The sequence below is a fragment of the Rhodococcoides fascians A44A genome (genome assembly GCF_000760735.1).
Classification (GTDB): Bacteria; Actinomycetota; Actinomycetes; order Mycobacteriales; family Mycobacteriaceae; genus Rhodococcoides; species Rhodococcoides fascians_E.
Genome location: NZ_JMEX01000004.1, coordinates 265,838 through 278,743, shown reverse-complemented (window position 1 = coordinate 278,743; position 12,906 = coordinate 265,838). Strand labels below are relative to the sequence as shown.

Below are 12,906 nucleotides of genomic sequence, written 5' to 3'. Positions count from 1 at the left end.
TCTGGTGTCGCTGCCCTGGACTCGAGAAGCTGCATTCGACCGTCAAGGATACCGAGTGGTCACAGTGGATCGATCACCCGGCGCACAGGGGCGCCGGCGCATCCTCGGCAAACGGTTTGCCCGGAGGCTCGATGTAGGCAGCGTACAGAACCACGGGGACGTCGCCGAGGTTGGCGCCCTGATGGACGTGGCTGGCGTCGACCTCCTCGGCAACAACCTGACCCGCAGGCGTCGACACCCTGGTGCAGTCGTGCAAAGTCCTTGTCAGAAAACCGGATTCGACGTACGCGTACACCGGACCGTCGTGATAGTGCCATCCCGTGGTTCCGCCGGGTGCAATGGTGATCCGGCGCGCAGTGAAATCGGTGCCGGCGAACTCTGCGCTGCCGGCGATCAGCGGAAACGAAACATGAGCCAGAGTTTCCGCTGTCACTCCGGCCGGAGGCGTCGCACCGGCAAGAGCAGGGGAGAGGCCGGCCAACGCGACACAGGACACGCCTACCGCGGCACAGCGAGAAAGCACGGACATGTGGTTCACCTCTCGTCGAAGGGCCGACCCGCACCCAGCGTAGATACGCAGGTCAATCGCGGAGTCGGTATCGAAATTTCCGCGGCCGAGAGCGGAGTCGGGAGGAGTGACCGACGCGATCGTGAGGCTGGGTAACCTGCAAGGGTGGACGAGCCAGCGCATGCCCCCGATTCCTCCGTCTTCGAGTACGGAGTGGACGGGCCCAAGGTCATCCTCGCCGGGATCGACGGCTCCGATTCGGCCTGGCGTGCCGCAGCCTATGCCGCCGGACTGTCTCGCCGGCAAGGCTCGCTGCTCGTCCTGGTCTACGTCCAACCCATCGCAACCGCCGCCTGGGGCCAAGCCGGAATCTCTCTCGTCGAAACCGGCAAGGAAATCGCCGACGAACTCCTCGCCTACATTCAGAAGTCGACCCACGACACCGACGCGATCCGGTGGGAATTCCGCACCGCGACCGGTGACCCCTTCAACGGCCTCGTCGCCGTCGCCGACGAACTACGCGCCGACGCCATCGTCGTCGGCGCCTCCGAGCACGCAGGCCATCGAATGTTCGGATCCGTCGCCGTGCGATTGGTCAAAGCCGGGCGATGGCCGGTGACCGTGGTGCCGTGAAGCTTGCCGCTGATCCAGGCAACGGTGGACATATCGAGCTCGATCAGCGAGAGAACGGAATGAAGCGTCGAACGTAGCTGCGGCGAATGGCATACCGGAGTGCTCTGGCCAGCGCTTCGTCTCGAATTCCAGCGTCTTGCATTGCGGCGAGACCTTCCCGCAAGAACGTGCGCTCACCCTCGCTGACATACATGGTCCGGACAGCTTCAGGACTTATGGATCCGGGGAGCGTGGGGCTCTCCACTCCCGCTGTCCTGAGACCGAGCTTCGTTCGAACGCACTTGCCGCATTCTCCGCAATTGAAAGCCCCGTCGGTGTTGAGCCAGCACACACGCAAGTTGTTCATCGCAGTGTCCGAATTGCTGATTCTCCTGATCTTCCCGAACCGGCCGACGTCGAGTTCGTGGTGCTCGAACGACACCGAGTCGCTGGACCACAACGGGTCGAGGGACGGGTGCGAGCCCCACGGGTGCAACTGATCGCGACTGTAGGACGAGGGAATCACAACCGTCCCCAAGTGTTTCGACAGTGCAAGTCCGACGTGGGCGAGCGACGGCCCGTGAAAGACGTGCCCCCAATCGAGAGCCAAAGGGTCCCCGAGTGCCGACCGGACCGTGGTCTGGACCTCGATGAGGGGCTTACCGAGTTCTGCAGCAGAAGCGCGGGCGCCGGTCAACGCTTTCCGGGCCAGTTCGGAATCGCCGACAGCGATATCGAAACCGTGAACGAAAATCAGGTGAGTTATGCGATCCGCTTGCGTGATCGCCGAATAGAAACTGTCGACGCCACCACTGAAGAAACAGCCGACGCCGGTCGCCCGCTCAGGAAGCGCCCTGGTGGGCGGTGATTGCGCTGCCGAAACTTCGATCCGACGATAGGTCCTGTACCAGTCGGCCAACACTTTCTGGGCCTTCGTCGCACCATCGAGAGCCGTCGGGTCTACCGTCCCGTCGATGACGAGATCTCGGTGCCGACGCATACCCGCTGCCAGCGCCGGCGCAAGCCACGGTGTCGCAGAGTGATCCAACGTGTAGTTCGACTGCGTGGAGACGTCGAAACTGCCGCCACCGGGAACATCGATGACCGCGGATATCTGCTTCGCCGACGCCGACTGGACTCGGACGCGTATTGAGTTCACCGGCGAATTTTGACACGAAACCATATGGTTTTACCGAGGCGTGTCGGTGCGCGGTGGACCAGACGTGGGGCGGGCGGGGCTCGAACCCGCGACCAATGGATTATGAGTCCACGGCTCTAACCGACTGAGCTACCGCCCCATCTCGCGCAAGGCGAGCGGTTACGAATGCTACAACAATCACACAGCTGCGATGGTGACCGGGATACCGTTCAGAACTGCGTTGGCCGAGACCGCGTCGACCTGCTGAGGATCGGTGATGTCGTTGACACTCGGACCCTTCACGGTCGATGCGACGGACAGTTCGACGCCTGTGCGTTGGTGGCCGAAGCCGTGGGGCATGCTGACCACTCCGGGCATCATACGATCCGATGCGAGCACTTCGATGCTGACCGAGCCTGCTGCGGACGTGACCGTCACCAGCGCCCCGTCGCCGATCCCGCGTGCGCGCAGGTCGTCGGGATGGGCGAGCAGCTGGTGCCGTGGCTTGCCCTTCGTCAGTCGAGCGGTGTTGTGCATCCAGGAATTGTTGCTGCGCAGGTGTCGTCGCCCGATCATGAGCAACTGACCGTCCGCGGGCACGGACGCCGTCGTCAGCATGTCGTGCACGGCAGGCAGATCGCCCACTACGACATCCTGAACCAGGTGAATGCGCTTGTCGCGGGTACGCAGTTTGGCCGGAAGCCCGGGCCTCAACGGGCCGAGATCGGTGCCGTGAGGGGACTTGGACAGAGCCCGGACCGACAGTCCCTTCCTTCCGCTGCGTAGCAGTGCATCCACCGTTCGACGCGGCGAGAGGCGTAGACGTGCCTCGGCCACAACCGATTTCGGTGACAGGCGTCGTCGAACGCGGTCCACCGGAGACTGCGCCAGCGCCGCTTGATACCGGATGCCCAGGTCGCGGAAGATCTCCCAGTCCGCCTTCGCACCCGGTTTCTTCGGCAACACCGCGGGCATGAACTTGGCGGTATTGCGTACCGCGAAGGTGGAGAAGATCAGATCGTAGTGATCGCGTTCCAACGACATCGTCGGAGGAAGGATCACGTCGGCGTGACGCGAGGTCTCGTTGATGTAGAAATCGAACGACACCATGAAGTCCAAATCGGCGAAGGCCTGGTCGAGTGTGTCGCCACCGGGCATCGACAGCACCGGGTTGCCGGAGAACACCGCCATCGCACGGATGCGGCCGTCTCCGGGAGTCGTCATCTCGTCGACAAGTGTGGAACTGGGGAACTCACCGGCGAACTCGGGCAGGTCACGCACCCGTGAGCGCCACTTGTCGAAGTGGCCGCGGCCCACGATCTTTCGCTCCACCAGATCGATTGCGGGGTCCGTCAGAAGCGCCCCGCCCACGCGGTCCAGATTGCCGGTGAGAATGTTGAGGACCTGAATTGCCCACTGACACACGGTCCCGAACTTCTGCGTGGACACGCCCATCCGCCCGTATGCGACGGCGGACTCGGCGCCGGCGAACCGGGTTGCCAGATCGGTGATGGCCTCGGCCGCCATGCCGACGACGGGAGCGACGGCTTCCGGTGTGAAATCTCGCACGAGAGAAGCGATCTCGGACACCCCGTCGACATAGTCGGCAACGCGGGTCGCGCCTGCCTCGAGAACGACGTTGACAAGTGCGAGCAGCAACAACGCGTCGGTGCCGGGACGTACGAAATGATGCTCGTCGGCGACGTCAGCAGTTTCGGTTCGACGCGGATCGACCACGACGAGTGTCCCCCCGCGGGCTTTCAGATCTCGAACACGCTGCGCAAAATCCGGAACGGTCATCATCGAACCGTTCGACGCCATCGGATTGCCCCCGAGAACCAGAAAGAAATCCGTCCGGTCGATGTCCGGGATGGGGAGTACGAGTTGATGCCCGTACATGAGGTGATTGACCAACTGGTGGGGGAGCTGATCCAGCGACGTCGCCGAGTACCTGTTTCGGGTCCGCAGCATCGACGTGAACGGAATACCGTGGGTCATCGCGCCGAGACTGTGCACGTTCGGATTGCCCTGGTAGATCCCGACCGCGTTGGCACCGTGATCCCGGCGCGTGGACACCAGACCGTCGACGACGATGCGGTAGGCCTCGTCCCATTCGATTTCCTGCCACCCCGAATCGGTGCGGCGTACCGGCTTGATCAACCGGTCGGGATCGGCATGCAGGTCGATCAGCGACAATGCCTTCGGGCAGATATGACCCCGAGACAACGGGTCCTTCTTGTCACCGCGAATCGAGGTGACGGCGTTGTCCTCGACCGTGAACTCGAGACCGCACATCGCCTCGCACAGATTGCACGTCCCGAACTCGACCGTCATCTCGTTCTCCCATCGTCCCGGTCACGCCCAGAACACTCAGCCTGCAGGCTCCACTCTCGCCTCTGTCAGGTCGTTTCTGCAGGCTCCACTCTCGCCTCTGTCAGGTCGTTTCTGCTGGCTCCACTCTCGCCCGGCCGAGCTTAACCCGAACGCGATACCCGGCCGGGCGGTATCGTTTGCCCTGTCGGCGGATCTGTCGACCACCACATGCACTACACGTCTGGGGATCTTCATGGACTTTCGCACAGCAACGATCAGAGGTACAGCAGTCCTGGGCGCCGTCGCCGCAGGATCGCTGGTGTTCGGTTCGGTGGCCAGTGCTGCCCCCTCCGACACCATCGTCAACTCGCCGTGCTCGTTCTCTCAGATCGTCGCCGCGACGTACGCAGTGAGCCCGGAGGAAGGCGCGGCCCTCGCATCGTCGCCCCTCTCGTCGTCCTTCGCCGCGTTCCTTGCCGCGCCGCCGTGGCAGCGTCAGATCTTCCTGTCTTCGCAGCCGGCCGTGGTCGATCGCGTCAACGCCTTCTTCGGCGGGCCGGGCTCCGGATTCGTTCGTACTGTGTTCGACACCTGCACGCAGTACTGACAGCGAATTCGGGACCAGCCGGGGGCACACTAGAGTTGCCCACGTGCACAGTCTGGATTTGATCGCAGGATGGCCCGTGGACAATGCGTCGGCGACGGTGGTGTCGACGGCCGGGACGCGAGAACACTACGGCGACCAGAACCGGATCTACGAGTTGGCGTCGGTGACGAAACTCCTGGTGGCGTACGCGGCGTTGGTCGCCCTCGAAGAAGAAGCCATTTCGCTCGACCTGCCCGCCGGACCCACTGGCTCGACGGTTCGCCATCTGCTCGCGCACACCTCGGGTCTGGCGTTCGCCGAGCAGAAGGTGCAGGCAGATCCGGGAACGAAGCGGATCTACTCCAGCGCGGGATTCGAGGTCCTCGCGGACACCATTGCTGCTGAAACGTCGATCGCGTTCACGGACTACCTCGACGAGGCCGTCTTTCAACCGCTCGGGATGACCGACTCGACGCTCCCGGGATCGGCCGGACACGGCGCACGGTCAACGGTGCAGGACCTGGAGGTCTTCGCCTCCGAACTCCTCACGCCGACGCTGGTGTCCGCGGAGACTCTCCAGGCTGCAACGTCCATCCAGTTCGACGGGCTGCCGGGAATCCTGCCCGGATACGGCAACCAGAAGCCCAACGACTGGGGGCTCGGATTCGAGCTTCGGGACGGCAAAACTCCACACTGGACCGGGGCTGCGAACTCGCCGCGAACGTTCGGACACTTCGGTCAGTCCGGAACGTTCCTGTGGGTGGACCCGGATGCAGGTCTGGCAACGGTGGTACTCACCGACCTTGCGTTCGGGGAGTGGGCCAAGCCGCTCTGGCCGGAGTTGTCCGACGAGATTCTGCACAACAACCCCCGCTAGTCCATCGCGACACGCCGGTGCACTGGCGCAACAGGGGTAACTCGGGGCACACTGGTACATGCACACGCGTGTACGAGACACATCGCAGCAGATCGAGGTCGTTGGGGAAGACGTCCCTCGTCGAAGCTGGAGGTGTTTCTAATGCGCGAGTCCAACCAATTCGCGGATGCGACGTCGGGTGTTGTGTACATCCACTCGTCGCCTGCCGCGTTGTGCCCGCACGTGGAATGGGCACTGTCCGACGCCCTGAACTGCAGGGCCAACCTGAAGTGGTCCGCGCAGCCGTCCTCGGACGGACAACTGCGCGCGACGAGCAACTGGGTCGGCCCGGTCGGTACCGCCGCCTCACTCGCAGGGATTCTCCGTGCGTGGCAGATGCTGCGCTTCGAGGTGACCGAGGACCCGAGCGACGGCGTCGACGGTGAGCGATTCGCCCACGTTCCCGGCCTGGGTCTGTGGCGTGGGACGACGAGCGCCAACGGCGACGTCATCCTCGGCGAGATGAGGCTCAAGTCGATGATCGACGGCAATTCCGGCAACCTCGCTGCCGAAATCGAACACGCCCTCGGCAGCAGCTGGGACGAGGCCCTCGAGCCCTATCGAACGGGCGGCGCAGGCGCCGAAGTGACCTGGCTGAGCCGTAACGCCGGCTGACCGACTCACCGCACCGGCCGTCGCACGTCCGGTAACGTGACGACCGTGTCCGAGGTGGGCATGTGGGTTGGTATGTGTGGCTGAGTAGTGAGACAGGGTGGTTGGGATGTTGTCGACCGGTAAGGTCATCCGATTCGACGAATTCAAGGGTTACGGATTCGTTGCTCCGGACGAGGGCGGCGAGGATGTGTTCATCCACGTCAACGATCTGGATTTCGACAAGCGGCTGCTGGCGCCCGGCGTGCGCGTCGAGTACGTCGTCGAGGAAGGCGACCGCGGTCTCAAGGCCGCCCAGGTTCAGATCATCGATTCGCCGAAGCCGGTAACTCGTGCAGCGGTTCCTGCGGTCGTCCCCAATGCGGAAACGACGGAGTACGACGACGTCGTGTGCGACGTTCTGTCGCTGCAGGAGTTCTCGGCCGAACTGACCGAAGGTCTGTTGCGTGCGAACCGCGGACTGACTGCCGAACAGATCCTCGACGTCCGGCAGGTCGTCATGCGAATCGCGCAGTCGCACAAGTGGCTCGAGGGCTGAACGAGTCGGTGGAACGAACGTCTGTGCCCCGGCGACCGAAGTCGCCGGGGCACAGTGCTGTTCGCCCCTGATCAGAGCGGAATGTTCTTGTGATTTCCGCGAAGTGCCGGTGCCGAGGACAACGCCTTCGCGACGATGGAGCGCGTCTTCGCCGGATCGATGACCTCGTCCACGACACCGATGGCCACCGCTCGATCGACACCGCCGGCAATCGCCTCGTGTTCTACCGTCAAACGGTCGTGCAGCGCATCACGCTCGGTGTCGGGTGCAGCGGCCAGCGCCTTCTTGTGCAGAATGCCCACGGCCGCCTTGGCGCCCATGACCGCGACCTCAGATCCGGGCCACGCGTAGACCGCCGTCGCACCCAATGCTCGGGCGTTCATGGCGATGTAGGCCCCGCCGTAGATCTTGCGGGTCACCAGCGTCACCCGAGCGACCTTCGCTTCGGCGAAGGCGTGGAGAAGCTTCGCTCCCCGGCGTACGACGCCTTCCCATTCCATGCTCACACCCGGCAGATAGCCGGGAACGTCGACGATGACGACGAGCGGGATGCCGAAGGCGTCGCACAGGCGAACGAAACGCGCTGCCTTCTCGGCGCTCTCGGAGTTGAGGCACCCACCCAGCCGGATCGGGTTGTTGGCGATGACGCCGACGGTACGTCCACTGAGACGACCGAGACCGACGACGATACTGCGAGCCCAACCGCCCTGAAATTCTTCGAAGGTCGACTCACCCTCGACGTTGTCCAGAAGTTCGTCGATGATCGGATGCACGTCGTAGGCACGACGATTCGACTCGGGCAGCAGTGCGCGAAGATCGGTGTCACCGTGCTCGGCTGCCGCGATGTCGAAGGTGCCCTGTTCGCTGAACATCGATACCAGCCGGCGTGCGCGGGTCAGCGCATCCAGTTCGTCGTCGGCGACGATATGGCACACGCCCGACTTCTTGAAGTGGGTGTCCGGGCCGCCGAGCGACGCCATGTCGACCTGCTCGCCGGTGACGCTGCGAACCACGTCGGGACCGGTGACGAACACGCGTCCCTCGGGAGCCATGATGACGACGTCGGTCAACGCTGGACCGTACGCGGCGCCACCGGCTGCGAAACCGAGAACGACGGAAATCTGTGGGACGAGGCCGGAAGCGCGGACCATGGCCTCGAATACGAGGCCGACGGCGTGCAGCGCTTCGACGCCCTCGGCAAGGCGGGCACCGCCGGAATGCCAGATTCCGACGATCGGTGCGCGGCGTTCGATGGCGACGTCGATGGCGTCGACGATGTGTGCGCAACCGTCGACACCCATGGCGCCACCCATGACCGTGGCGTCGGAGCAATAGGCGATCGTGTGGACGCCGTCGATGTCGCCTGCAGCGGCGAGAAGGCCGGACTTGTCACGATCGTGCAGAGGAGTCATCGTCCCGGCGTCGAACAGCTTCTCGAGGCGGGTAACGGGATCGCGGGGGTCGGTGGACTGACCTGAGCGAGTGGCGGGGGACAGGATGGTCATCGCGTTCTCCTTCTACATGCCCCTCGCACGATCGAAGGGGCGATCCCCGGACGGGAGCGAGAGTGCGCTCCCGCCCGGGTGCTACGACGGTGTCGAGCCGGTTCAGGCCCGACCGAAGGCGAGCGCGACGTTGTGCCCACCGAATCCGAACGAGTTGTTGATCGCGTAATCGATTTCGAGGCTGCGGGCTTCGCCCTTGACCACGTCGAGATCGATTTCCGGATCCTGGTTATCCAGGTTCAGCGTGGGAGGAATGATTCCCTCGCGGACCGAGAGAACGGTCAGCACCGATTCGAGGGCGCCGACAGCGCCGATCGAGTGTCCGAGAGCGGACTTCGGCGCGTACACCGCTGCATGGGTACCGACTGCCTTGTTGATCGCGAGCGCTTCGGCGGTGTCACCGATAGGTGTTGCCGTTGCGTGCGCGTTCACATGCTTGATGTCGGACTTCTGCAGACCAGCGTTCTCGATTGCCCGCTGCATGGCACGAGCAGCACCCTTGCCCTCCGGGTCGGGTGCCACGAGGTGGAAACCGTCCGAAGTGATGCCTGCGCCGAGCAGCCGGGCGTGAATCGTCGCCCCACGAGCCTTGGCGTGCTCCTCGGTCTCGATGACCATGAGTGCGCCTGCCTCGCCGAAGACGAATCCGTCGCGATCCTTGTCGAACGGTCGCGACGCGCCCTTGGGGTTGTCGTTGTTGGTGCTCATCGCTCGCATCATGGAGAAACTCGCGATCGGCACCGCGTCGATGTATCCCTCGACGCCACCGGTGACCACCATGTCGGCGTCACCCATGACGATCATCCGCCACGCATGCGCGATGGCTTCCGATCCGGAGGAGCATGCCGACACAGGCGTGATGACGCCTGCCTGTGCCTTCAGCTCCAGGCCGACGACCGCTGCGGGTCCGTTCGGCATGACCATCTGAACCGCGAGAGGAGACACCTTGCGGTAGCCGCCCGACTTCATCTTGTCGTTCGCGTCGATGAGGGAGTCACCGCCGCCCAGACCGGTGCCGATCGACACTCCGAGACGGAGCGGATCGACCTCGGGGCTGCCGGCGTTCTTCCACACCTCGCGACCGAGAACCGTGGACAACTGCTCCACGTAGCTCAGCCTGCGGCACTCGACTCGGCTCAGAAGCGTCGCCGGGTTCACCGCGAGGTGTCCGCCGATTCGAACGGGAAGGTCGTACTCGGCGACGAAATCGTCTTCGAGCACTCCGATTCCGCTCTCGCCGTTCAGTAGACCCTTCCACGTTGCGTCCACATCACCGGCGATGGACGTGGTCGCAGCGAGGCTGGTGACGACGACACTCGGGAAGCGTCCGTTGTTGGTGGATGGGTTGGTCACGGTCCGACTCACTCGCTCGCGGAGTCGTCGAGCTTGGCCTTGATTGCCTCTGCGGCTTCCGGGTTCTCCGCTTCGAGCTTCTGGATGTACGACACTGCGTCACCGACGGTGCGAAGACCGGCGAGGTCCTCGTCGGGGATCTTCACGCCGTACTTGTCCTCGGTCTGCACTGCGATCTCGACCATGGACAGGGAGTCGATGTCGAGGTCGTCCACGAAGGACTTGTCGATGGTCACCTCGGAGGGCTCGATACCCGTGACCTCCTCGATGATCTCTGCAAGTCCGGCGATGAGGTCTTCCTGGCTGGCCACTTGAGTGGCTCCCTTCTTGTTGGTGTCTATCTTTTTCGGGTCGGCACGCCGTGAATCGGCATACCGAAGTCATGGGTGCGCACTCGTACGTTCATCGAGCGAGTGCGCGGCGAGGCTGCCTGTCATCGGCGGCCGCGGGTGCGGTCAGATCAGGTCCGCCAGCTTGGCGATGTCCTCGGGTGTCTTGAGGCCCAGGTTCGGTGTGCCCTTCAGTTCGCGCTTGGCGATACCGACGAGCGTTCCGGCCGGCGGCAACTCTGCCACAGCCGTGACGGCGGCGTCACGCATCGTCGCGGTGCAGAGGTCCCACCGCACAGGCTTGGTGACCTGTGCTGCGAGTTTGGTGAGTGCGTCCGCACCGTTGGTGACCGCCTTGCCGTCGGAATTCGACAGCAGGGTGCGGACAGGGTCGGACGGGGTGATCGCGGCGGCAGCAGCGGCGACTGCTTCCTGCGCGGGCGCCATGAAGCGAGTGTGGAAAGCACCGGCCACGGGGAGCGAGCGGACCCGTGCCTTCTCCGGCGGGTTGGCGGCCAGTTCCTCGAGCGCGCTGTGCAACCCGGCTGCAACGATCTGCCCGGCAGCATTGATGTTGGCGGGTTCGAGTCCCAGCTCCTCCAGCCGAGCGAGCACAGCGGCCTCGTCTCCTCCGAGCACAGCGGACATGCCCGTCGGCTCCAGAGCGCACGCCTTGGCCATCTCGGACCCGCGCACGGCAGCGAGGGTGACGGCTTCGTCGGCGGAGATGACGCCGGCGACGGCGGCAGCGGCAAGCTCACCCACGGAGTGTCCGGCGATGAGCGCGTCCTGCGGCAGCAGGTCCTGGCCGGCGATCTCCTCGAACGCGAGGAGAGCCGCCGCGACGACGAGGGGCTGGGTCACCGACGTGTCGGTGATTTCCTCGGCCGTCGCGGTGGTACCGAGCCGTGCCAGGTCGAGTCCGGACGCCTTGGACCACAGGGCCACGCGGTCGGCGGCTCCGGGTAGTTCGAGCCATGGCAGAAGCATGCCGGGTGTCTGGGAGCCCTGGCCGGGCGCAAGCAACGCAATCACATCGTTAAGAGAACACCGTGACTACCCGTTTGGGAGATGTCGCTCTCGATGAACTCTTACCGCCCAATTTGTAGGGTCCCAACAAATGCTCGGCCGGAGTCGCGACATCGCCACGGTCCGCATTCGCGTTACGTGACGATTTCCCCGAATGTGACGTGTGGGATTTGTGGGGCTGGATAGTGCGGTTCGTGATGCGTTTGAGTCAGTCTGCCCACCGTTGCCGCAACTCGAAGCACGTACGCATCCCTCGGAGTCGTGGGGTCGCGGCCCGTGACCTCTGTGATTTTCTTCAAGCGATACCGCACCGTATTTGGATGAACAAACAGCAAACGTGCACAAGTCTCGACAGCGCCCCCGCTGTCGAGGTAAGCGTCCAACGTGTCGGCAAGGCCGGGGCCCGCGCTCGACAGCGGGTGCACGATCAGGTCGTTCAGAGCGCTGATCGCAGCCGAGTCACCCAACAGTGCGCGCTCCGGCAGAAGCTCGCCCGCGTGCACCGGACGGGGCGCACCGCGCCACCCCGCAACGGCCTGCATACCCGCGAACGCCTCCACCGCGCTGGAATGCGCGGCGCCCAGAGTCCTCGTCGTGGGCCCGATGACGACCGGGCCGTCGGAGAAATTCTCCAACATGTCCGCCAGAAACGCCGCGCTCGCAGAATCGTCCACGAGCTGCCCACTGACCACCATCACCAACCGAGTGCCCTGAACCACCGCGAGCGCCGCTCGACCGTGCTTCTGTGCGACGGCGTGAACGGTGCCGACGACCGACACCCCCTGATCGTCCGGCGGTGTACCGACGAGAACCGTCGCCGGCGCTGTCGCGTCCCAGTTGAGCGTTGCGGCACGCGAGAGCATGTCCGAACCCGTGTCACCTCGCACCACAGCGTCGACGACGAGAGCTTCCAGGCGGGTGTCCCATGCGCCTCGGGACTCGGCGGCACTCGCATACACCGACGCCGCAGCGAAACCGAGCTCGCGTCCGTACCGCAGGACAGCCTCGGTCAGTGCAACGAGCTGCTGATCGTTTCGAGCCAACGCAGGAAGCCACTGCTCGAAGAACTCCATCGCGACCCGCACCATGTCCACCGTCTGGCGAAGCGTCAACCGTCGGGCCAGATCCTGCGGGATCACCTGAAACGCGTCCAGGCTGAAGCGGATATCACTCTGCGGGTTCTTCAACCACTCCAGGAAGTTGTCCACCGCCGTCTGGATCAGCAACTGCACACTCGCACGCTGCGCGGCATCGAGACCACCGAAGAACGGCAGCTGATCCTGCATCGCGGTCACGGCCTCGGTGGAGAGCCGCCCCGAGAACTGCTTGACGCGCCGCAGCAATGCGTCGGGAAGGGGGTCGCGCTTCTGGCGGGCCGACGTCAACGCCGTCACCGGCAGATGCACCTCGTTGTCGGTGATGTATTCCTCCCCGGCGGCGGATGCCGTTCTGTCGCCGACTCCGGGC

The 12,906-nt window shown here is 64.3% G+C and carries 13 protein-coding genes and 1 tRNA gene; 5 read left to right on the top strand and 9 right to left on the bottom strand.

What is annotated here, in order from left to right; genetic code table 11:
* Positions 1-73 precede the first annotated feature (73 nt).
* Positions 74-529 carry a cupin domain-containing protein gene (locus BH95_RS02290; RefSeq protein WP_037180841.1) on the bottom strand — a complete coding sequence of 152 codons (456 nt, stop codon included), beginning with the start codon at positions 527-529 and terminating at the stop codon, positions 74-76.
* 144 nt (positions 530-673) lie between these two features.
* On the opposite strand from BH95_RS02290, the gene BH95_RS02285 reads away from it, so the two are divergent.
* Positions 674-1,141, top strand: coding sequence for a universal stress protein (locus BH95_RS02285; RefSeq protein ID WP_019667440.1), 468 nt, complete (start codon positions 674-676; stop codon positions 1,139-1,141).
* 43 nt (positions 1,142-1,184) lie between these two features.
* On the opposite strand, the gene BH95_RS02280 is transcribed toward BH95_RS02285, so the two are convergent.
* From BH95_RS02280 to BH95_RS02270, 3 genes are all read right to left on the bottom strand, one after another.
* The gene (locus tag BH95_RS02280; protein WP_037180839.1) at positions 1,185-2,279 is read right to left on the bottom strand and encodes a hypothetical protein; all 1,095 of its coding nucleotides are present in this window, start codon (positions 2,277-2,279) and stop codon (positions 1,185-1,187) included.
* Positions 2,280-2,344: 65 nt separating this feature from the next.
* Positions 2,345-2,418 (bottom strand) — tRNA-Ile (locus BH95_RS02275).
* Between the two features lie 38 nt (positions 2,419-2,456).
* Positions 2,457-4,592, bottom strand: coding sequence for a molybdopterin-dependent oxidoreductase (locus BH95_RS02270; RefSeq protein WP_037180836.1), 2,136 nt, complete (start codon positions 4,590-4,592; stop codon positions 2,457-2,459).
* Between the two features lie 232 nt (positions 4,593-4,824).
* Between BH95_RS02270 and BH95_RS02265 the strand changes: the two genes are divergently transcribed.
* The 4 genes from BH95_RS02265 to BH95_RS02250 all read left to right on the top strand — a co-directional run bounded on the left by BH95_RS02265 (position 4,825) and on the right by BH95_RS02250 (position 7,223).
* Entirely contained in the window at positions 4,825-5,178 is a 354-nt protein-coding gene (locus BH95_RS02265) for a hemophore-related protein (RefSeq protein WP_019667437.1), read from the top strand.
* A 43-nt stretch (positions 5,179-5,221) separates the two neighbouring features.
* On the top strand, positions 5,222-6,034 hold the full coding sequence (locus BH95_RS02260; RefSeq protein ID WP_019667436.1) for a serine hydrolase domain-containing protein: 813 nt from the start codon (positions 5,222-5,224) through the stop codon (positions 6,032-6,034).
* Between the two features lie 141 nt (positions 6,035-6,175).
* The gene (locus BH95_RS02255; protein WP_019667435.1) at positions 6,176-6,688 is read left to right on the top strand and encodes a DUF3145 domain-containing protein; all 513 of its coding nucleotides are present in this window, start codon (positions 6,176-6,178) and stop codon (positions 6,686-6,688) included.
* Between the two features lie 106 nt (positions 6,689-6,794).
* Positions 6,795-7,223, top strand: a complete 429-nt coding sequence (locus BH95_RS02250; RefSeq protein WP_019667434.1) for a cold-shock protein — start codon at positions 6,795-6,797, stop codon at positions 7,221-7,223.
* Between the two features lie 71 nt (positions 7,224-7,294).
* Here the strand turns inward: BH95_RS02250 and BH95_RS02245 are convergent, their stop codons facing one another.
* The 5 genes from BH95_RS02245 to BH95_RS02225 all read right to left on the bottom strand — a co-directional run bounded on the left by BH95_RS02245 (position 7,295) and on the right by BH95_RS02225 (position 12,860).
* Positions 7,295-8,728, bottom strand: a complete 1,434-nt coding sequence (locus BH95_RS02245; RefSeq protein WP_020111583.1) for an acyl-CoA carboxylase subunit beta — start codon at positions 8,726-8,728, stop codon at positions 7,295-7,297.
* 102 nt (positions 8,729-8,830) lie between these two features.
* Entirely contained in the window at positions 8,831-10,081 is a 1,251-nt protein-coding gene (locus BH95_RS02240; protein ID WP_026348190.1) for a KasA/KasB family beta-ketoacyl-ACP synthase, read from the bottom strand.
* 8 nt (positions 10,082-10,089) lie between these two features.
* Positions 10,090-10,392: a meromycolate extension acyl carrier protein AcpM gene (acpM, locus tag BH95_RS02235; protein WP_019667431.1), complete on the bottom strand. Its 303-nt coding sequence runs from the start codon at positions 10,390-10,392 to the stop codon at positions 10,090-10,092.
* A gap of 144 nt (positions 10,393-10,536) precedes the next feature.
* Positions 10,537-11,445 carry an ACP S-malonyltransferase gene (locus BH95_RS02230; RefSeq protein WP_020111582.1) on the bottom strand — a complete coding sequence of 303 codons (909 nt, stop codon included), beginning with the start codon at positions 11,443-11,445 and terminating at the stop codon, positions 10,537-10,539.
* A gap of 128 nt (positions 11,446-11,573) precedes the next feature.
* Complete coding sequence (locus tag BH95_RS02225) at positions 11,574-12,860, bottom strand: PucR family transcriptional regulator (protein ID WP_371828068.1); 1,287 nt, start codon at positions 12,858-12,860, stop codon at positions 11,574-11,576.
* Positions 12,861-12,906 lie beyond the last annotated feature (46 nt).

Bases quoted from the DNA above. Each gene is read 5' to 3' on its own strand.
- BH95_RS02245 (WP_020111583.1), bottom strand. From the start codon at position 8,728: ATGACCATCCTGTCCCCCGCCACTCGCTCAGGTCAGTCCACCGACCCC.
- BH95_RS02250 (WP_019667434.1), top strand. From the start codon at position 6,795: ATGTTGTCGACCGGTAAGGTCATCCGATTCGACGAATTCAAGGGTTAC.
- BH95_RS02255 (WP_019667435.1), top strand. From the start codon at position 6,176: ATGCGCGAGTCCAACCAATTCGCGGATGCGACGTCGGGTGTTGTGTAC.
- BH95_RS02270 (WP_037180836.1), bottom strand. From the start codon at position 4,592: ATGACGGTCGAGTTCGGGACGTGCAATCTGTGCGAGGCGATGTGCGGT.
- BH95_RS02265 (WP_019667437.1), top strand. From the start codon at position 4,825: ATGGACTTTCGCACAGCAACGATCAGAGGTACAGCAGTCCTGGGCGCC.
- BH95_RS02290 (WP_037180841.1), bottom strand. From the start codon at position 529: ATGTCCGTGCTTTCTCGCTGTGCCGCGGTAGGCGTGTCCTGTGTCGCG.